Genomic DNA, 19,985 nt, shown 5'->3' with positions numbered 1-19,985 from the left:
AAACGGGCGCGGTCCCGGATCTGTTCGGATTGTCCTCAATTGTCAGAAACAAAAACGCCCGGCATATGCCGGGCGTTTTTGTTGATGCCTGATTAACGAGCGCGGTAGGTGATACGCCCTTTGCTCAAGTCATAGGGCGTCAACTCTACACGCACCTTGTCACCGGTCAGAATACGGATGTAATTCTTGCGCATCTTGCCGGAGATATGCGCGGTTACGACGTGCCCGTTTTCCAACTCCACGCGAAACATGGTGTTGGGCAGGGTGTCGACGACAGTGCCTTCCATTTCGAAGCTGTCTTCTTTCGACATGCAGTAAAGCCCTCGGTATACAAATGAGTGGCCCGGTGCAAGTGGCGCCAGGCAAAAGCGGCGTGCATTGTGCCCGAAAAAACCTGTTTAAGCCAAGGGGTTCAATACAGAGTGACCCATCTTTGATTGGTAAGCAGCTCGATGGGGCGATATTGGGTCTTGTAATTCATCTTTTTGCAGTTCTTTATCCAGTAGCCCAGGTACACCGCATGCAACTGCAACCTCGCGGCTTCAGCGATCTGCCACAAGATTGCATAACGGCCCAGGCTTCGGCGTTCTTCTTCGGGCTCGTAAAAGGTATAGACCGCAGAAAGACCGTTGGGCAGCAGGTCAGTCACCGCCACTGCGAGAAGACGACCCTCGAGACGGAACTCATAAAAGCGTGAAAACGGTAGGTCGCGCACCAGAAACGTCGAAAACTGATCGCGACTCGGTGGAAACATGTCGCCATCGGCATGCCGCTGTTCGATGTAGCGCTGGTAGAGATCGAAGTATTCCTGAGTAAAAACCGGCTTGGTACTGCGCACCTGAATGTCGGCGTTGCGCTTGAGAATGCGTTTTTGCTGGCGGTCGGGCACGAACAGATTCACGGGGATGCGTGCAGGCACGCAGGCACTGCAGTTCTGGCAGTGAGGGCGGTAAAGGTGATCGCCGCTACGCCGAAAACCCATATCGGACAGGTCGGCATAAACCTGAACATCCATAGGTTGGCTGGGGTCCAGAAACAGCGTCGTCGCCTGCTCTTCAGGCAAGTAACTGCAGGTATGGGGTTGAGTGGCATAAAACTTAAGCCGCGCCAGCTCCGTCATGATCGCCCCCTTGTCGAAAAACCTTTAATCATGAGTGTATGCCAGCCTGTCAAACTCGCCTAGGCAACCAGTCTGCGTTAGTCGGTTGATCCAGATGACGGTTCAAATAATCGGCAAAGGCCTGCCGTGGAATCGAACGGGCGCCGAAGCTGTGCAAGTGCTGAGTCGGCATCTGGCAGTCGATCAGAACGAAGCCCCAGGCTTGCAGGCGTTCCACCAGCGTGGCGAATCCGACCTTGGAAGCGTTGTCTGCGCGGCTGAACATGGACTCCCCGAAAAACAGTTGCCCCATCGCCAGGCCATAAAGGCCACCGACCAGAACATCGTTTTCCCAGACCTCGACGCTGTGGGCGTGTCCACGGCGATGCAGCTCAAGGTAGGCGTCCTGCATCGAACGGGTTATCCAGGTTTCATTGGCGTAACTGCGAGGCGCAGCGCAGGCTTGTATGACGGCGGCGAAGTCCTGATCGAAGGTGACGGTGTAGCGAGCCTGGCGCAGAACCTTGCCGAGACTGCGCGAGACGTGCAGTTCTTCTGGCAGCAGCACGGTTCTCGGGTCGGGCGACCACCACAGGATGGGCTGGCCGTCCTGAAACCAGGGAAAGCAGCCGTGACGGTAGGCGCGAATCAGGCGGTCGGCAGAAAGGTCTCCACCCGCAGCGAGCAATCCGTTTGGCTCGCGAAGGGCCTTGTCCAGTGGCGGAAAATCGAGGCTGTTGCGTTGTAACCAGGTCAGCATGGGCATCACGACTTTGCGGAAGGGGAGGGCGCATGCGATACGTGTTTGCAACTCCGTGCGGCAAACGCGGTCACAAGCGGTCGTCATTATGGCGCTTGTCGGCTGCTTGCGGTAGGGCGCGCAAAGGATCGCGGGGTCATGGGCGCCGTGTTGCGGGCTGTTGGCAGAATCCTGCCATAAGCCTTTGTCACAAAAGAAAATGCGTGCTCAAATTGAACGCTGTCGACGATGCATGAGGATGGTCGACCTCTACGCAGGCTTTTTTATCAGGCATGAAACCGTTCAAGCGAGTTTTCGTACAGACCTCAAGGCCTCTAAGGCCTTACAATGCCGGCTTTGCGCATTATCATTCAAACGGTTCTCGATCAGGCCTCACAGCGGGCTGTGGCCTTTTTTATCAGGGCGCAGCCGGTGCCGGCGACAGCCGTTCAACGTCAATCAACGAGATGTTCGCGCTCCAGCGCAGGAAATAAAGCGTTTTGAAGAAATCCACACCAGCACCCAGCGCTGTTCCGCTTTGGCGACAGCAACTGCATTACCGGCTCAAGGAAGGTGCCTTGATCGCCTTCGGCGCCCTGTGCCTGTACCTGATGATGGCGTTATTGACCTACGATCAGAGCGATCCGGGCTGGAGCCATACCAGCAGCGCCGCTCAAGTGCAGAATGCTGCCGGGCGTGCCGGTGCGTTCTGTGCCGACATCCTGTTCATGGTGCTGGGTTACTTCGCCTATATCTTTCCGCTGCTGCTGGCCATCAAGGCCTGGCAGGTGTTCCGTCATCGTCACGAACCCTGGCAGTGGAGCGGCTGGCTGTTCTCCTGGCGCCTGATCGGTCTGGTGTTTCTGGTGCTGGCAGGTGCTGCGCTGGCGCACATCCATTTTCACTTCGCAGCAGGCTTTCCGGGTTCTGCCGGTGGCGTGCTGGGTGAAGTCCTAGGCGATTTGGCCAAGAAAGCATTGAACATCCAGGGCAGCACCTTGCTGTTCATTGCGCTGTTCCTGTTTGGTCTGACCGTATTCACCGACCTGTCCTGGTTCAAGGTCATGGACGTGACCGGCAAGATCACCCTGGACCTGTTCGAGCTGTTCCAGGGTGCCGCCAACCGCTGGTGGGCTGCCCGTGTCGAGCGCAGGCAGATGGTCGCGCAATTGCGTGAAGTCGATATGCAGGTCAACGACGTGGTCGCGCCTGCGGCGTCCGATCGCCGTGAGCAGGCCAAGGCCCGCGAGCGGATCATCGAGCGTGAAGTGTCCCTCAGCAAGCACATGACCGAGCGTGAAAAGCATGTGCCTGCGGTCATTGCTCCTGCACCTTCGCGTCCGCCCGAGCCCAGCAAGCGCGTGCAGAAGGAAAAGCAGGCCCCGCTGTTCGTTGACAGCGCAGTCGAAGGCACCCTGCCACCGATCTCGATTCTTGATCCGGCGGAGAAGAAGCAGCTCAATTATTCCCCCGAGTCCCTGGCGGCTGTGGGGCATCTGCTGGAAATCAAGCTCAAGGAGTTCGGTGTCGAGGTCACGGTGGATTCCATTCATCCGGGTCCTGTGATTACTCGCTACGAAATCCAGCCGGCGGCGGGCGTCAAGGTCAGCCGTATTTCCAACCTGGCCAAGGACCTTGCGCGTTCGCTGGCAGTGACCAGCGTACGTGTGGTCGAGGTCATTCCCGGCAAGACCACTGTGGGTATCGAGATTCCCAACGAGGACCGCCAGATCGTGCGTTTCTCCGAGGTTCTTTCGACGCCGGAATATGACAACGCCAAGTCTCCGGTGACGCTGGCGCTCGGTCACGACATCGGCGGCAAACCGGTGATTACCGATCTGGCCAAGATGCCGCACCTGCTGGTGGCGGGTACCACCGGTTCCGGTAAGTCGGTGGGTGTGAACGCGATGATCCTGTCGATCCTGTTCAAGTCCGGGCCGGATGATGCCAAGCTGATCATGATCGACCCGAAGATGCTGGAACTGTCGATCTACGAAGGCATTCCGCACCTGCTGTGTCCGGTGGTGACCGACATGAAGGACGCTGCCAACGCATTGCGCTGGAGCGTGGCCGAGATGGAGCGTCGCTACAAGCTGATGGCCAAGATGGGCGTGCGTAACCTGTCGGGCTTCAACCAGAAGGTCAAGGACGCCCAGGACGCCGGCGAGCCGCTGGCAGATCCGCTCTACAAGCGTGAAAGCATCCATGACGAAGCGCCGCTGCTGACCAAGTTGCCAACCATCGTGGTCGTGGTGGACGAATTCGCCGACATGATGATGATCGTCGGCAAGAAGGTTGAAGAACTCATTGCCCGTATCGCCCAGAAGGCTCGTGCTGCGGGTATTCACCTGATCCTCGCGACCCAGCGGCCGTCGGTCGATGTGATCACCGGTCTGATCAAGGCCAACATCCCGACGCGCATGGCGTTCCAGGTGTCGAGCAAGATCGACTCACGGACCATCATCGATCAGGGCGGTGCCGAGCAACTGCTGGGCCACGGTGACATGCTGTACATGCCTCCGGGCACCAGCCTGCCGATTCGTGTGCACGGTGCGTTCGTTTCCGACGAAGAGGTGCACCGCGTGGTGGAGGCCTGGAAACTGCGCGGCACCCCGGACTACAACGACGATATTCTGGCTGGCGTCGAAGAGGCCGGCAGCGGCTTCGATGGCGGTGGCGGTGAAGGCGGTGAGGACAGCGAAAGCGATGCGCTCTACGACGAAGCCGTCAAATTTGTACTCGAGAGTCGTCGTGCGTCGATTTCCGCTGTACAGCGCAAGCTCAAGATTGGCTACAACCGCGCGGCGCGCATGATCGAGGCGATGGAGATGGCGGGTGTCGTGACCTCCATGAACACCAACGGCTCCCGCGAAGTCATTGCCCCCGGCCCGATGCGTGACTGATTGCAAAACTGCGTCGACAGCGGGTTCTGCCCGCTGTCGTGACATCCAATGACTGCAAAGAGGAATTCCATGCGTCTTATCCGCATGCTGCTGGCAACCGCACTGACTTTTTCCGTGATCCCCGCCCATGCAGACAGCAAGGACGTGACACGCCTGACCCAGTTGCTGGAAAACTCCCGCACCCTGACCGCACGCTTCTCCCAGTTGACGCTGGATGGTGGCGGCACCCAATTGCAGGAAACCACGGGTGAAATGGCGCTGCAACGCCCCGGCCTGTTCAACTGGCACACTGACGCACCTCAGGAGCAACTGATGGTGTCCGACGGCAAGAAAGTCTCGCTGTGGGATCCGGATCTCGAGCAGGTCACCATCAAGACCCTCGATCAACGCCTGACCCAGACCCCGGCGCTGCTGCTCTCCGGTGACGTGTCGAAGATCAGCGAAAGCTTTGACATCACCGCCAAGGAAGCGGGCGGCGTGATCGACTTCGTGCTCAAGCCCAAGACCAAGGACACGTTGTTCGACAGCCTGCGCCTGTCGTTCCGTAACGGCATCATCAACGACATGCAGTTGGTCGACAGCGTCGGCCAGCGTACCAATATCCTGTTCACCGGCGTCAAGGCCAACGAGCCTATCGCTGCCAGCAAGTTTCAGTTCCAGATTCCCAAGGGTGCTGATGTCATTCAAGAGTAAGAAGGCCTGATCCCGAACCATGGACCTGTTTAGCCGTGAACCCATCGCCCAGCCACTGGCCGCACGTCTGCGTGCGACCAATCTGGACGAATACGTCGGTCAGGAGCACGTGCTGGCTCATGGCAAGCCTCTGCGCGAGGCGCTGGAGCAGGGCGCGCTGCACTCCATGATCTTCTGGGGGCCGCCGGGCGTGGGCAAGACCACGCTCGCCCGGCTGCTGGCCAAGGTGTCGGATGCCCACTTCGAAACGGTTTCTGCCGTATTGGCCGGGGTAAAGGAAATTCGCCAGGCCGTCGAGGTCGCCAAGCAGCAGGCAGGTCAGTACGGTCGACGTACGATTCTGTTCGTTGACGAAGTGCACCGTTTCAACAAGTCGCAGCAGGATGCGTTTCTGCCGTATGTCGAAGACGGGACCCTGATTTTCATCGGTGCGACCACCGAGAACCCGTCCTTCGAACTGAACAACGCCTTGCTGTCCCGGGCACGGGTCTATGTGCTCAAGAGCCTCGACGAAACCGCACTGCGCAAGCTGGTTCATCGTGCACTGACCGAGGATCGCGGTCTGGGACAGCGCCAGCTGACCTTGAACGATGAAGGCTTTGCGATTCTCATGGCGGCCGCCGACGGTGACGGGCGTCGCATGCTCAACCTGCTCGAGAACGCTTCCGATCTTGCCGAAGATGGCAGTGAGATCGGCACCGAACTGCTGCAAAGCCTGCTGGGCGATAGCCGACGTCGTTTCGACAAGGGCGGTGAAGCGTTCTACGACCAGATATCCGCGCTGCACAAGTCGATTCGCGGGTCCAACCCGGATGCTGCCCTGTACTGGTTCGCGCGTATGATCGACGGCGGCTGTGACCCGTTGTACCTGGCGCGCCGTGTCGTGCGCATGGCCAGTGAGGATATCGGCAACGCCGATCCACGCGCTTTGCCGCTGTGCATGTCAGCCTGGGATGTTCAGGAGCGCCTCGGCAGTCCGGAAGGCGAGTTGGCGGTCGCTCAGGCCATTGTCTATCTGGCCTGCGCGCCTAAAAGCAACGCGGTGTACATGGCGTTCAAGAGCGCCATGCGCGAAGCGTCCGAGCACGGGTCGCTCGAGGTTCCGTTGCACCTGCGCAATGCACCGACCAAGCTGATGAAGCAACTCGGCTATGGCGAAGAATACCGCTACGCCCATGACGAGCCCGATGCCTACGCGGCAGGCGAAGATTACTTTCCTGACGAGCTTGAACCGCGCCAGTATTATCAGCCGGTTCCTCGTGGGCTCGAACTCAAGATCGGCGAAAAGCTCAGGCATCTGAACGCGCTGGATGAAGCCAGCCCCCGCAAGCGGAGAAAGTAGTGATTCAGACCATTCTTGCGGTGTCGATCGCCGGTATCGCTGGTACATTATTGCGCTTCGCGGCAGGTACCTGGGTCAGTGCCCACTGGCCGCGCTATTTTTATACGGCGACGCTGGCGGTCAACATCGTCGGCTGCCTGATCATCGGCATACTGTACGGGCTGTTTCTGCTGCGCCCTGAAGTGCCCATCGAAATTCGAGCCGGCCTGATCGTCGGTTTTGTAGGGGGTCTGACGACCTTTTCATCCTTTTCACTGGATACGCTGCGCCTGCTGGAAAGCGGGCAACTGCCGCTGGCCCTGGGCTATGCCGGTATCAGCGTGTTCTGCGGGCTGCTCGCAACGTGGGTTGGCCTGTCCCTGACCAGACTTTGATAGACGAGAGAACGATATGCTCGATTCCAAACTGTTACGTACTCAACTTCAGGACGTAGCGGATCGCCTGGCTTCCCGTGGCTTTACACTGGACGTGGCCCGTATTGAAGCGCTGGAAGCCCAGCGCAAGGTTGTGCAGACCCGCACCGAACAGTTGCAGGCCGAGCGTAACGCCCGTTCCAAATCCATCGGTCAGGCCAAGCAACGCGGCGAAGACATTGCGCCACTGATGGCGGACGTCGAGCGCATGGGCACCGAACTGAGCGAAGGCAAGGTCGAGCTGGACGGCATTCAGGCCGAACTGGACGCGCTGGTACTCAATATCCCGAACCTGCCACACGAATCGGTTCCGGTAGGCGCCGATGAAGACGGCAACGTCGAGGTGAGCACCTGGGGCACGCCAACCCGCTTCGATTTCGAGGTCAAGGACCACGTCGCGCTGGGCGAACAATACGGCTGGCTGGATTTCGAAACCGCCGCCAAGCTGTCTGGCGCGCGTTTTGCCCTGCTGCGTGGCCCTATCGCACGTCTGCATCGTGCGCTGGCCCAGTTCATGATCAACCTGCACATCAACGAGCATGGCTACGAAGAGGCTTACACGCCTTATCTGGTTCAGGCGCCTGCGCTGCAGGGCACCGGTCAATTGCCGAAGTTCGAAGAAGACCTGTTCAAGATTTCCCGTGAAGGCGAAGCGGATCTGTACCTGATCCCGACCGCCGAAGTGTCGCTGACCAACATCGTGTCTGGGGAGATTCTGGACGCCAAGCAGCTGCCGATGAAGTTCGTCGCCCACACGCCATGCTTCCGCAGCGAAGCGGGCGCGTCGGGTCGTGACACTCGCGGCATGATTCGCCAGCATCAGTTCGACAAGGTCGAGATGGTGCAGATCGTTGCGCCGGACGAGTCCATGGCCGCCCTTGAATCGCTGACCGGCAACGCCGAACGCGTGCTGCAACTGCTGGAGCTGCCTTACCGCAAACTGGCGCTGTGCACCGGCGACATGGGTTTCAGCGCCGTGAAGACCTACGACCTTGAAGTCTGGATTCCGAGCCAGGACAAGTACCGTGAAATCTCCTCGTGCTCCAACTGCGGGGACTTCCAGGCGCGTCGCATGCAGGCTCGCTGGCGCAACCCGGAAACCGGCAAGCCGGAACTGGTGCATACACTGAATGGCTCCGGTCTCGCGGTAGGGCGTACGCTGGTCGCGGTGCTGGAAAACTATCAGCAGGCAGACGGTTCGATTCGTGTGCCTGACGTTCTCAAGCCCTACATGGGCGGCCTTGAGGTCATCGGTTAAATGGAATTTCTGCCGCTGTTCCATAACCTGCGTGGCAGTCGCGTGCTGGTGGTCGGCGGCGGTGAAATCGCCCTGCGCAAATCCCGGCTGATCTTCGAGGCGGGTGCCGTTATTCGCGTCGTCGCACCGGAAATCGAAAGCCAGTTGCGCGAACTGGTCGTCCAGAGCGGCGGTGAGCTGATTCTGCGTGGTTATCACGAAGATGATCTGGACGGCTGCGTGCTGATCATCGCCGCGACCGACGATGAACCCCTCAACGCCCAGGTTTCCCACGATGCCCGTGCGCGTTGCGTGCCGGTCAACGTGGTGGATGCGCCTGCGCTGTGCACGGTCATCTTCCCGGCCATCGTCGACCGCTCACCGCTGGTGATTGCAGTGTCCAGTGGCGGCGATGCGCCGGTGCTGGCGCGACTCATCCGCGCCAAGCTGGAAACCTGGATTCCCTCGACCTACGGGCAACTGGCCGGTCTGGCCGCGCGCTTCCGTCATCAGGTCAAAGGGCTGTTTCCGAACGTCCAGCAGCGCCGTGCATTTTGGGAAGATGTTTTTCAAGGTGCCATTGCCGATCGTCAACTGGCCGGGCAGGGCGCGGAAGCCGAGCGCCTGCTGATTGCCAAGATCGCAGGTGAACCGCCAGCGGAAACCGGCGAGGTTTATCTGGTGGGCGCAGGCCCTGGCGATCCTGACTTGCTGACGTTCAAGGCCTTGCGCCTGATGCAGCAGGCGGACGTGGTGCTCTACGACCGTCTGGTGGCGCCGACCATTCTCGATCTGTGCCGCCGTGATGCGGAACGGGTCTATGTCGGCAAGCGCCGTTCCGAACATGCCGTACCGCAGGATCAGATCAACAAGCAACTCGTCGATCTGGCCAAGCAGGGCAAGCGGGTGGTTCGTCTCAAGGGCGGCGATCCGTTCATCTTCGGCCGTGGTGGCGAGGAAATCGAAGAACTGGCGGCTCACGGCATTCCGTTTCAGGTGGTTCCCGGCATTACAGCCGCCAGCGGTTGTGCGGCCTACGCCGGCATTCCGTTGACCCACCGCGATCATGCGCAATCGGTGCGTTTCATCACCGGTCACCTCAAGGATGGCTCCACCGATTTGCCGTGGTCCGATCTGGTGGCCCCGGCGCAGACCCTGGTGTTCTACATGGGATTGATCGGTTTGCCGGTGATCTGCCAGGAGCTGATCAGGCATGGTCGTTCTGCGGACACGCCAGCGGCGCTGGTTCAGCAGGGCACCACGACCAATCAGCGAGTGTTCACGGGCACGCTGGCCAACCTGCCGCAACTGGTGGCCGAGCACGAAGTGCATGCGCCGACGCTGGTGATCATTGGCGAAGTGGTTCAGTTGCGTGAAAAGCTGGCCTGGTTCGAAGGCAATCAGGCGACCGTCTGATGCCACTTGATGGATAGCCCGCCGGGCTATCCATTGTCATGCTGTTTACTTCTCCCAGACGCCCATCCCGGACAGCCGTTCGCGATCATGGCTGGCCTCAAGGTTCAATGCCGGGCCTTTGGGGATGATCCCGGTCGGATTGATGGTGCGATGGCTAGCGTAATAGTGGCCTTTGATGTGCTCGAAATTCACCGTCTCGGCGACACCCGGCCACTGGTACAGCTCGCGCAACCAGTTGCTGAGGTTCGGGTAGTCCGCGATACGCCGCTGGTTGCACTTGAAGTGGCTGTAATAAACCGCGTCGAAGCGCACGATGGTGGTGAACAGCCTCACGTCGGCCTCGGTCAGGTGCTCGCCTGCCAGATAGCGCTTCTCGCCCAGCAGGTTTTCCAGTTCGCCCAGTTCCGCAAACACGTCATCAAACGCTTCTTCGTAGGCATGCTGCGAGGTGGCAAAGCCTGCGCGATACACGCCGTTGTTGACGGCGGGGTAAATGCGTTCGTTGAGCTCGTCGATAGTCGCCTGCAGCGCTGATGGATAGAAATCCAGGCGGTTGCCGGTCAGTTCATCAAATGCCGAGTTGAACATGCGGATTATCTCCGCCGACTCGTTGCTGACAATGCGCTGCTGCTGTTTATCCCACAACACCGGCACGGTGACCCGGCCCGTGTATTGAGGGTCATCCGCGGTGTAGCGCTGATGCAGGAAGGTCAGGTTGTCGAGGGCGTCGCCGCTGGAGCCTTTCTGCTGGTCAAAGGTCCAGCCGTTTTCGAGCATCAGCCAACTGACGACCGAAACGTCGATCAGACTCTCCAGCCCCTTGAGCTTGCGCAGGATCAGCGTGCGATGCGCCCATGGGCAGGCGAGGGAAACATACAGATGGTAGCGGCCTGCCTGTGCTTCGAAACCGCCATCGCCTGACGGTCCAGGTTTACCGTCGGCTGTAACCCAGCTACGACGCTGGGCGTTTTCGCGCTGGAAGGCACCGTCTTTGCTGCTTTCGTACCACTGGTCCTGCCAGCGTCCTTCGACCAGAAGGCCCATGTCTGAATCCCCATTTCTGAATTAAGTACAGCTTGGAGATCAGTCTAGTGACATCGGTTCGACCGAAAAACGCAAATTCTGACCGATCATTATCGATAAAGCCGATCGGTCACAGATCCTTGTTGCGGCGCTCCCAGAGTGTCTGCGCCTGCACAAACGCTTCATCACGCGCGATGCCGAGGCCGCGTAACGCCAGGGCCATGGTCGAGATCAGCGCGAGTTGCGGGTAACTGTCCTCAAGTTCGCCTCGCCACAAACCGACCAGTTGCGCCGGGTCGAGCGTGGCGGGTTTGACGTGGCGTCGCGGCGAGAGGGCTGGCCATTCCTCGTCCCAAGGCTGTCCGCCGGTCGTGCCGTACAGATGGCTGATGGTGTCCGGGTTGATCTCGATCTCACCGCCATCGCCCTTGACCACGATGGCGTTGTCACCCAGCAGGCTGCTGGCATCACGGTGAACGCTCTGATAACCCGGATGGAAAATGCTTTGCAGCCCGCAGCGCGCCTGCAAAGGATTGAGAATCCGCGCCAGCGAATGAATTGGCGAGCGCAGCCCGAGCGTGTTGCGCAGGTCAATCATGCGCTGTAGTTGCGGTGCCCAGTCGGCGAGTGGCATGAACGCCAGATTGCCCTGTGCCATCGCTGTTTCGACCGACGACCAGTTGCGACACAGCGGAATATTCAGCAAACCGAGCAACTGCTCGGTGTACAGCCGACCGGCCGTATGAGCTCCGCCGCCGTGCAGCAGGATCCTGATGCCATTCTGGGACAGGCACTTGGCGGCCAGCAGATACCAGGGCAGGTGACGTTTCTTGCCTGCGTAGGTCGGCCAGTCGATGTCGATCTGGATGGGCGGCGCATTCAGGCGTTCGCGTACGGCTTCGGTGAAACCGGCCAGTTCCTCCGGGCTTTCTTCCTTATGGCGCAGCAGCATCAGAAAAGCGCCGAGCTGGGTATCCTCGACCTTTTCGTCAAGCACCATACCCATGGCCTCGCGCGCTTCTTCGCGCGTCAGGTTGCGTGCGCCACGTTTGCCTTTGCCCAGAATGCGGACAAACTGGGCAAAAGGGTGTTCTTCAGGTGTTTCGGTGACAAGCGGGGCGTAGTCGTTCATATGCAGTTGGTCGGCTTTGGCAGGCCCGCCAGCTTGGCGGCAAGTTTGGCGGGGGTGCCGTTGAACAGGCGATTGAGGTGCATGCTGTTGCCTTTTTCGGCACCCAGTTTCAGTGCGGTGTACTTGATCAGCGGCCGGGTCGCCGGAGACAGCTGAAACTCTGCATAAAAGCCACGCAATAGTTCGAGGATCTCGACGTGTTCGGGCGTCAGCGTCAGGCCTTCTTCGCCAGCCAGTGCATGGGCGATGTCCATCGACCAATCGTTCAGGTCCGTGAGGAACCCGTCCTTGTCGAGTTCCAGTGTGCGCCCGGCGACGATCAACTGTTTCATAGCCAGGTGTTCACTTTGTCAAAACGGATCGACAGTTCGACGAAGCCTGCGTAATCCACGCTGACAATACCGGCTGGCAACGGGAGGTTACGGGCCTTGAGGTCTTCGTCCAGTACGAACAGCGATTGCGAACCGGCCTGCTGCAGCTTAAGCGAAACAGGGCTCGACGGCGTCAGGGCGTAGGTGGCGTCGCCACACAGCAGAATGCCGTCGTTGTCGCCCAGCAAACGCAGGCAGCTGTCCAGACGGTTGTCGGTAAAGGGGGAATGGGAAAGAACGTGCAAAGTGCTCATCAGATCGTAATCACCTGGTCATAGCGCTCGAACAAGGCCGACAGCTCGGTCCGGCCGGACAGCAGGCAGATGTCGTCATCCAGGCCAGCGCTCGGGACACCGCGCTCGGCAATGCTCTGCGCGCAGGCATAGAGGTCTTCAACGCCGAACATCGACAATGCCTTGAGATTGGCGGTCAGGTCTTTCTGTTGCAAGGCTGCTGCGCTCTGTTGCGGCAGCAGCTGCAGCACGCCGTCATCCAGAAACAGCAAACCGATGGGCAGATCGAACGCGCCGCCTGCCAGCACGATGTCCAGTGCCTCACGCGCGCCGGGACCCGACCAAGGCGACTGACGGCTGACAATCAAAAGTGACTTGGGCATTTCAAGGCCCTCCGAAGCAGATCAGTCGGTCTGCCGATTGCACGGCGTCATGCAACTGACCCAGCCCCGATAATTCCCAAGGCTCCAGCAGATTGGCCGCAGGGCGCTGATAACGCTCGGCTTCCTCCTGATTCAGAACGCCGCGACGCAGCGCAGCGGCGATGCACACCACGCCATCGAGTTGGTGCTCGACGATAAAGTCGCGCCACTGACGTGGCACATCCTGTTCATCCTGAGGCGTAACGGCGTTGGCCGACGCGCTATGCACGCCGTCCTGATAGAAGAACAGCCGGACAATCTCGTGCCCGCCCGCGAGCACCGCTTGGGCAAACAGCAGCGCACGCCGGGAAGAGGGCGCATGGCCCGCAGAAAAAAGGGAAATGGCGAATTTCATTGTCGGCTCTGCCAGCAAAACATGCGCAATGATAAAGAATTCGAGGGCGGGGGTGTGAGTTTGCGGACGATGAAGGCGCGCTGGCCAAACCCCAGAAACGACAAAGCCCTGAATGATCAGGGCTTTGCGCTACCAAATATGGCGGAGGCATAGAGATTCGAACTCTAGGACCTGTTACAGTCGGCAGTTTTCAAGACTGCTGCCTTAAACCACTCGGCCATACCTCCACTTCGTTGCGGGCGCCATAATACCGGAATGAAACAAGCTGTCAAACTCTCTGACTAGCCAGTTGCAGCGCCTCTGTTATGATCTTTGCAACTCAACATTTCATCAGTAAGGAGTTTCGCAATGCGCGAACAGGATTACGCCCTTAAAACCGGCATGCAGGCCGACCAGCTAGAGGTTAGTCGTGTCCTGCGCAATACGTATGGTCTTCTGGCCCTTACCCTCGCATTCAGCGGTGTCATGGCGTTCATGGCTCAACAGATGCGTGTCGGCTACCCGAATATTTTCGTGGTGCTGATCGGCTTCTACGGCCTTTTCTTCCTGACCAACAAACTCCGTGACTCGGTATGGGGTCTGGTTTCGACCTTCGCCCTGACAGGGTTCATGGGTTTCCTGCTGGGCCCGATCCTTAACCGTTATCTGGGTATGGCGGGCGGCGCTGAAGTGGTCAGCTCTGCGTTTGCGATGACCGCGCTGGTGTTCGGTGGTCTGTCGGCTTACGTGCTGATCACTCGCAAGGACATGAGTTTCCTGGGTGGCTTCATAACCGCAGGCTTCTTTGTTCTGCTGGGTGCGGTGCTGGCCAGCATGTTCTTCCAGATCAGTGGCCTGCAGCTGGCGATCAGCGCCGGTTTCGTACTGTTCTCGTCGGTCTGCATTCTGTTCCAGACCAGCGCCATCATTAATGGCGGCGAGCGCAACTACATCATGGCCACGGTTAGCCTATATGTTTCGATCTACAACCTGTTCGTCAGCCTGCTGCAGATTTTCGGCATCATGAGCCGCGACGACTGATAACGGCTTGTCGCTCACAGAGGCTTGCTTCTGCTGAATGAACACAAGGTTTGCCACGCAATAAACAAACGCCCCGACTTGTCGGGGCGTTTGCTTTTGTGAAATTGGAAAGTGGGCGATTGGTACCGCTGAAGAGTAGGGCACTCGAACCTCAAGCGCCGTCCGGAAGGGTTCAGGTCAGCCTTGATACGCTGTGAAAATCCCTGACCCTTCGATCAAAAATTCCATGACCGATCGGTCATATTTATCAAGGTTGTTACAAGTCTTTCAGCGGCTTATGGCGCATTGGCATATCACTAAAATAATTATCAGGTTATTCCCCAACGCCTGTAGGCATTTTCCTGCTTTTGGCTAATTGACATCATCGCAGAGGGATAGACACAGGATTTCCAAATGTGTCAGTTTGCTTACGCTTCAAAAGCGAGTGACAGGACTCTCTCGCTACCCGAGGGAGGCTGTCGTACCAAACTGTTCTATCTGTAGACAAGGAAGTGACATGTCGAAAGTTAAAGAAAATGCTGCTCTCTCGGCCGTGCAACTGGCGGCAACCGGAAGCTCGGCGTTCAACCAGATCGATACTTTTGTCCATACCTACGATCGCGGTGGCAATCTCACGATCAATGGCAAACCGTCGTATTCTGTCGATCAAGCCGCTGACTACATCCTCCGCGACGACGCTGCATGGGTGGATCGTGACGGCAACGGCACCATCAATCTCACCTATACGTTCCTGACGGCTCGACCTTCCGGGTTCGATACGTCGCTTGGGACCTTCAGTGCATTCAACGCGCAGCAGAAGGCTCAAGCTGTGTTGTCGATGCAATCCTGGGCGGATGTCGCCAAGGTTACGTTCACCCAGGCTGCTTCCGGCGGTGACGGGCACATGACCTTCGGCAACTACAGCGATGGCAGCAGCGGCGGAGCGGCTTTCGCTTACCTGCCAAGCGGCAACAGCCGGTACGATGGCCAGTCCTGGTACCTGACCAATAACTCCTACACGGTCAACCTGACGCCAGACAATGGCAACTACGGTCGCCAGACACTGACTCACGAAATCGGCCATTCCCTGGGCCTGTCTCACCCTGGCGATTACAACGCCGGCGAAGGCAACCCGACCTATAACGATGTCAGCTACGCAGAAGACACGCGTGGCTACAGCGTCATGAGTTACTGGAGTGAGTCCAACACCGATCAGAACTTCGTCAAGGGCGGCTCGCCGACCTATTCGTCGGGGCCGTTGATGGATGACATCGCAGCCATCCAGCAACTCTACGGTGCCAACATGAGCACCCGTGCCGGTGATACGGTGTACGGTTTCAACTCCACTGCCGGTCGTGATTTCTACAGCGCAACCTCCGCCTCTTCCAAGGTGGTGTTTTCGGTCTGGGATGGCGGCGGCAAGGACACGCTGGATTTCTCCGGTTTCACTCAAAACCAGAAAATCAACCTCAACGAAGCGTCGTTCTCGGACGTCGGCGGCATGGTGGGCAACGTTTCCATCGCCAAGGGCGTTCTGGTCGAAAACGCCGTGGGCGGATCGGGCAACGATCTGCTGGTCGGTAATGCTGCGGCCAACGACCTCAAGGGCGGTGCCGGCAACGACATCATCTACGGTGGTGGCGGTGCTGACTCCCTGTGGGGCGGCGCGGGCGCGGACATTTTCGTGTTCGGTGCCAGTTCCGACTCCAACCGGGCAGCGCAAGACACGATCCGTGACTTCACCCGCGGTCAGGACAAGATCGACGTGTCGGCCATCTCGTCGCTGACCTCGCTGCAGTTTGTGAACGCGTTCAGCGGTCATGCGGGCGAAGCGATCCTGAGCTACACCCAGAGTACCAACCTGGGCAGCCTCGCCATTGACTTCACCGGTCAAGGCGTCGCTGACTTCCTGGTCGGCACTGTCGGCCAGGCGGTTGCCACCGATATCGTGGTGTAAATAGTAGTACTCATGGGTGGCTCGCATGAGCCGCCCATGTTCTGGAATATGGCCATCATGATCATCCATCACCTTTTTCGAAACATTGCGGCAGCCGTTGCGCTGCTGGCAGCGATTTCTGGAGTCAGTATGGCGACGAGTTTGAAGTTACCCAGCCCCGCTGAACTCAGTGGCAAGTGGAGACTGTTCGCTCAGGCCCGGCCGAGTGAGGCGTGTGAGTTGCAACTCAATACCGACGCGCCGCAATTGGGCGGAGACCCGGCCTGCGCCTCGCGCTGGCTGAGCGATACGCCAACGGGATGGTTTCCCACGCCTGACGGGCTGGCGTTTACCGACAAGGAAGGCTCCGGTCTGATCCATTTCAACCACATGGGCAATCAGCTGTATCAGGCCCGGTTGCCTGGAGGCGACCTGCTCACGCTGGCACGTCTTATCGAGCAGGACTGAGCCGCACGGATTCGCAAACCGATAACTTTTATCGATGTCACCCGGCTGCAAACGCGGCCTTCAAGGAAGAATCATGAGTGCGTTGCCGTTGGGTGCCCACCCTCCGCTTTATAAAGCCCTGGGGCACTACAAACGCGCGCTGATCGGCGTCGGTTGTTTTACCGCGCTGATCAACGTGTTGATGCTGGCTCCATCCATCTACATGTTGCAGGTCTACGACCGCGTCCTGACCTCCCAGAATCAGACCACACTGGTCATGCTGACCCTGATGGTGGTCGGCTTTTTTGCCTTCATTGGGCTGTTGGAAATGATCCGCAGTTTCGTGGTGATCCGCATCGGCAGTGAGCTGGAGCGTCGCTTCAATCTGCGTGTCTATCAGGCGGCGTTCGAAAGCAATCTGCATGCGGGGCAACGTCAGGCAGGGCAGGCGCTGGGTGATCTGACGTTCATTCGCCAGTTTCTGACCGGTCCGGCCTTGTTCGCGTTCTTCGATGCGCCCTGGTTTCCGATCTATCTGGCGGTGATTTTTCTCTTCGATCCCTGGCTGGGGCTGCTGGCCACCGTGGGCGCCGCGTTGCTGGTGGCGCTGGCCTGTCTGAACGAGTGGCTGACCCGTAAACCCCTTGGCGAGGCCAGCGGTTTTTCGCAGCAGTCCTCGCAACTGGCGACCCGTCATCTGCAGCAGGCCGAAGCGATCCAGGCCATGGGCATGCTCGATGCCTTGCGCCGACGCTGGTTCGATGTCCACGGGCGTTTTCTGGCTCGTCAGAATGACGCCAGTGATACCGGGGCGGTGATCAGTTCGATCAGCAAGGCGTTGCGCCTGTGTCTGCAGTCGTTGGTACTGGGCCTCGGTGCGTTTCTGGTCATTCGCGGCCAGATGACCCCCGGCATGATGATCGCAGGTTCGATCCTGATGGGGCGGGTATTGAGTCCGATCGATCAACTGATAGCCGTCTGGAAACAATGGAGTTCGGCGCGTCTGGCGTATGGACGGCTGGATCAGTTGCTCAAGACCTACGCCGAACCCGCACAACGCATGGCGTTGCCGGTGCCACGCGGTCAACTGGGGCTCGAACAGGTCAGCGCCGCACCGCCAGGTGTGACCGTGCCGACCTTGCATCAGGTCAACTTTCAGCTGAAAGCCGGCGAAGTGCTCGGCGTGCTGGGGGCGTCCGGTTCCGGGAAATCGACCCTGGCGCGTGTGTTGATCGGCATCTGGCCGGTGCTCGGTGGCACGGTGCGACTCGACGGTGCCGACATGCATCGTCTGGATCGCCAAGCGCTCGGGCCTTACATCGGTTATCTGCCGCAAGACATCGAACTGTTCAGCGGCACCGTGGCGCAGAACATCGCGCGCTTCCGTGAAGGTGACGCCAGCGAGGTGGTGGCTGCGGCGCAACTGGCGGGTGTACACGAGCTGATTCTGCGTCTGCCGCAGGGCTACGACACGCGCCTGGGCGACGACGGCGGCGGCTTGTCCGGCGGGCAGAAGCAACGGGTGGCACTGGCCCGCGCGCTTTATGGCGAACCGAAGCTGGTGGTGCTCGACGAACCCAACTCCAACCTGGACACCGCAGGCGAGGCCGCATTGACCCGAGCAATCGGTGAGCTCAAAGCACGTGGCTGCACGGTGGTGCTGGTCACCCATCGAACCGCGTCCTTGTCTCAGACCGATCAACTACTGGTGCTCAACGAAGGACGAATGCAAGCATTCGGACCCACGGCACAGGTTCTTCAGGCCCTGTCCGGGCAGGCTTCTCAGCCGCAACCTTCCGTGCAGCCGCAACCACCGTCATCAACGCGTCCGGCCGTCGGGCTTTCCATGAGCCGCCAGTACGGCACACAGAACAGGCAGTCCGAAGTATGAGCAGCCCACACCTCAACGATTACGCCGTTCCGGGCAAGGAACGCAGCGTGCAGTTCTTCACCCGTGCCGGTTGGCTGCTGACGCTCGTCGGTGCCGGCAGTTTCTTTTTATGGGCAAGTCTTGCGCCACTGGATCAAGGCATCGCAGTGCAGGGCACGGTGGTGGTATCGGGCAAGCGCAAGGCGGTGCAGTCGCTGGACAGCGGCGTAGTGAGCCGGATTCTGGTCACTGAAGGACAGGCTGTAAAAGAAGGCGAGCCGCTGTTTCGTCTGGATCAGACCCAGGTCGAAGCTGATGTTCAGTCGTTGCGCGCCCAGTACCGTATGGCCTGGGCCAGCCTGGCGCGCTGGCAGAGTGAGCGCGATAACCTGAGCGAGGTGAACTTTCCTGCGGAGTTGATTGCTGCCGGGCATGGACAGGATCCTGATCCGCGGCTGGCAATGGTGCTCGAAGGGCAGCGCCAGTTGTTCAGCAGCCGCAGGCAGGCCCTTGCGCGCGAACAGGCCGGTTTGCAGGCGAGCATCGAAGGTGCAGGCGCGCAACTGGCCGGCATGCGTCGGGCGCGCTCCGATCTTCTGGCACAGGCCGATTCGCTGCGCCAGCAGTTGAGCAACCTGCAACCGCTGGCGCAAAACGGCTTCATTCCGCGCAACCGCCTCCTGGAATACGAGCGCCAGTTGTCCCAGGTCCAGCAGGAAATGGCGCAGAACGCCGGAGAAACCGGGCGGATCGAGCAGGGCATCGTCGAGTCACGGCTGCGCCTGCAGCAACAGCGTGAGGAATACCAGAAAGAAGTGCGTACGCAGTGGGCCGACGCGCAGGTCAAGACCCTCACACTTGAGCAGCAGCTGGCGTCTGCGGGTTTCAGTCTGCAACACAGCGAGATTCTCGCGCCTGCTGACGGCATCGCCGTAAACCTCGGCGTACACACAGAAGGCGCCGTGGTGCGCGCCGGTCAGACCCTGCTGGAAGTTGTCCCGCAAGGCACCCGGCTCGAAGTCGAAGGCCGCCTGCCGGTCAACCTGATCGACAAGGTCGGCAGTCATCTGCCCGTGGACATTCTGTTCACGGCCTTCAACCAGAACAGCACGCCCCGGGTAACGGGCGAGGTGAGTCTCATATCGGCCGACCAACTGGAAGACGAGAAAACCGGCCAGCCCTATTACGTCCTGCGCACCTCGGTAAGTGATGCGGTGATGGAGAAGCTCAACGGCCTGGTGATCAAACCCGGTATGCCTGCAGAGATGTTTGTACGCACCGGCGAGCGTTCACTACTCAATTATCTGTTCAAACCTTTGCTGGATCGTGCCGGCTCCGCGTTGACCGAGGAATAG

Annotated in this window: 20 protein-coding genes and 1 tRNA gene; 11 read left to right on the top strand and 10 right to left on the bottom strand. The window is 59.4% G+C overall.

Features of this window, described 5'->3' with window-relative positions; genetic code table 11:
* Nucleotides 1-92 precede the first annotated feature (92 nt).
* The 3 genes from infA to aat form a co-directional block, all read right to left on the bottom strand.
* On the bottom strand, nt 93-311 hold the full coding sequence (gene infA / locus CFBP1590_RS16195) for a translation initiation factor IF-1 (protein WP_002553999.1): 219 nt from the start codon (nt 309-311) through the stop codon (nt 93-95).
* Nucleotides 312-412: 101 nt separating this feature from the next.
* Complete coding sequence (locus tag CFBP1590_RS16190; protein WP_004884684.1) at nt 413-1,120, bottom strand: arginyltransferase; 708 nt, start codon at nt 1,118-1,120, stop codon at nt 413-415.
* Between the two features lie 49 nt (nt 1,121-1,169).
* The gene (aat, locus tag CFBP1590_RS16185) at nt 1,170-1,859 is read right to left on the bottom strand and encodes a leucyl/phenylalanyl-tRNA--protein transferase (RefSeq protein ID WP_029244552.1); all 690 of its coding nucleotides are present in this window, start codon (nt 1,857-1,859) and stop codon (nt 1,170-1,172) included.
* A 479-nt stretch (nt 1,860-2,338) separates the two neighbouring features.
* On the opposite strand from aat, the gene ftsK reads away from it, so the two are divergent.
* The 6 genes from ftsK (at nt 2,339) to cysG (ending at nt 9,842) form a co-directional block, all read left to right on the top strand.
* Nucleotides 2,339-4,741, top strand: coding sequence for a DNA translocase FtsK (gene ftsK / locus CFBP1590_RS16180; protein ID WP_025993122.1), 2,403 nt, complete (start codon nt 2,339-2,341; stop codon nt 4,739-4,741).
* A 69-nt stretch (nt 4,742-4,810) separates the two neighbouring features.
* On the top strand, nt 4,811-5,434 hold the full coding sequence (gene lolA / locus CFBP1590_RS16175; protein ID WP_004884692.1) for an outer membrane lipoprotein periplasmic chaperone LolA: 624 nt from the start codon (nt 4,811-4,813) through the stop codon (nt 5,432-5,434).
* A 19-nt stretch (nt 5,435-5,453) separates the two neighbouring features.
* The gene (locus tag CFBP1590_RS16170) at nt 5,454-6,776 is read left to right on the top strand and encodes a replication-associated recombination protein A (RefSeq protein ID WP_004884694.1); all 1,323 of its coding nucleotides are present in this window, start codon (nt 5,454-5,456) and stop codon (nt 6,774-6,776) included.
* Nucleotides 6,776-7,150, top strand: coding sequence for a fluoride efflux transporter CrcB (crcB, locus tag CFBP1590_RS16165; protein ID WP_088235504.1), 375 nt, complete (start codon nt 6,776-6,778; stop codon nt 7,148-7,150). The genes CFBP1590_RS16170 and crcB overlap by 1 nt, the downstream gene beginning before the upstream one ends.
* 16 nt (nt 7,151-7,166) lie before the next feature.
* Nucleotides 7,167-8,447 carry a serine--tRNA ligase gene (gene serS / locus CFBP1590_RS16160; protein WP_004884697.1) on the top strand — a complete coding sequence of 427 codons (1,281 nt, stop codon included), beginning with the start codon at nt 7,167-7,169 and terminating at the stop codon, nt 8,445-8,447.
* Nucleotides 8,448-9,842, top strand: coding sequence for a siroheme synthase CysG (cysG, locus tag CFBP1590_RS16155; RefSeq protein WP_025993118.1), 1,395 nt, complete (start codon nt 8,448-8,450; stop codon nt 9,840-9,842). It abuts the gene before it with no gap.
* Nucleotides 9,843-9,887: 45 nt separating this feature from the next.
* Here cysG and CFBP1590_RS16150 read toward each other — a convergent pair whose 3' ends face one another.
* From CFBP1590_RS16150 to CFBP1590_RS16120, 7 genes are all read right to left on the bottom strand, one after another.
* Entirely contained in the window at nt 9,888-10,886 is a 999-nt protein-coding gene (locus tag CFBP1590_RS16150; RefSeq protein ID WP_029244551.1) for a glutathione S-transferase family protein, read from the bottom strand.
* Between the two features lie 109 nt (nt 10,887-10,995).
* Nucleotides 10,996-11,997: a glycosyl transferase family protein gene (locus tag CFBP1590_RS16145; protein ID WP_088235503.1), complete on the bottom strand. Its 1,002-nt coding sequence runs from the start codon at nt 11,995-11,997 to the stop codon at nt 10,996-10,998.
* The gene (locus CFBP1590_RS16140) at nt 11,994-12,329 is read right to left on the bottom strand and encodes a TusE/DsrC/DsvC family sulfur relay protein (RefSeq protein ID WP_029244549.1); all 336 of its coding nucleotides are present in this window, start codon (nt 12,327-12,329) and stop codon (nt 11,994-11,996) included. Before CFBP1590_RS16140 ends, CFBP1590_RS16145 begins: the two co-directional genes overlap by 4 nt.
* Nucleotides 12,326-12,622, bottom strand: a complete 297-nt coding sequence (tusB, locus tag CFBP1590_RS16135) for a sulfurtransferase complex subunit TusB (protein WP_088235502.1) — start codon at nt 12,620-12,622, stop codon at nt 12,326-12,328. The genes CFBP1590_RS16140 and tusB overlap by 4 nt, the downstream gene beginning before the upstream one ends.
* Complete coding sequence (gene tusC / locus CFBP1590_RS16130; protein WP_058430527.1) at nt 12,622-12,984, bottom strand: sulfurtransferase complex subunit TusC; 363 nt, start codon at nt 12,982-12,984, stop codon at nt 12,622-12,624. The genes tusB and tusC overlap by 1 nt, the downstream gene beginning before the upstream one ends.
* A 1-nt stretch (nt 12,985) precedes the next feature.
* Nucleotides 12,986-13,378 (bottom strand): sulfurtransferase complex subunit TusD, encoded by a 393-nt coding sequence (gene tusD / locus CFBP1590_RS16125; protein ID WP_025993112.1) that lies wholly within the window; start codon nt 13,376-13,378, stop codon nt 12,986-12,988.
* 139 nt (nt 13,379-13,517) lie between these two features.
* A tRNA-Ser gene (locus tag CFBP1590_RS16120) sits at nt 13,518-13,605 on the bottom strand.
* 121 nt (nt 13,606-13,726) lie between these two features.
* On the opposite strand from CFBP1590_RS16120, the gene CFBP1590_RS16115 reads away from it, so the two are divergent.
* From CFBP1590_RS16115 to CFBP1590_RS16095, 5 genes are all read left to right on the top strand, one after another.
* Nucleotides 13,727-14,398, top strand: coding sequence for a Bax inhibitor-1/YccA family protein (locus tag CFBP1590_RS16115; RefSeq protein ID WP_004884720.1), 672 nt, complete (start codon nt 13,727-13,729; stop codon nt 14,396-14,398).
* A 496-nt stretch (nt 14,399-14,894) separates the two neighbouring features.
* Nucleotides 14,895-16,334 carry a serralysin family metalloprotease gene (locus CFBP1590_RS16110; RefSeq protein ID WP_029244543.1) on the top strand — a complete coding sequence of 480 codons (1,440 nt, stop codon included), beginning with the start codon at nt 14,895-14,897 and terminating at the stop codon, nt 16,332-16,334.
* A gap of 57 nt (nt 16,335-16,391) precedes the next feature.
* Nucleotides 16,392-16,781, top strand: coding sequence for a protease inhibitor Inh/omp19 family protein (locus CFBP1590_RS16105; protein ID WP_029244542.1), 390 nt, complete (start codon nt 16,392-16,394; stop codon nt 16,779-16,781).
* Between the two features lie 73 nt (nt 16,782-16,854).
* Nucleotides 16,855-18,651, top strand: coding sequence for a type I secretion system permease/ATPase (locus tag CFBP1590_RS16100; protein WP_088235501.1), 1,797 nt, complete (start codon nt 16,855-16,857; stop codon nt 18,649-18,651).
* The gene (locus tag CFBP1590_RS16095; RefSeq protein ID WP_058430530.1) at nt 18,648-19,985 is read left to right on the top strand and encodes an HlyD family type I secretion periplasmic adaptor subunit; all 1,338 of its coding nucleotides are present in this window, start codon (nt 18,648-18,650) and stop codon (nt 19,983-19,985) included. Before CFBP1590_RS16100 ends, CFBP1590_RS16095 begins: the two co-directional genes overlap by 4 nt.

The organism is Pseudomonas viridiflava (assembly GCF_900184295.1).
GTDB lineage: Bacteria > Pseudomonadota > Gammaproteobacteria > Pseudomonadales > Pseudomonadaceae > Aquipseudomonas > Aquipseudomonas viridiflava.
The sequence above is the reverse complement of the archived record's forward strand: the minus strand, read 5'-3'. Positions and strand labels throughout refer to the sequence as shown.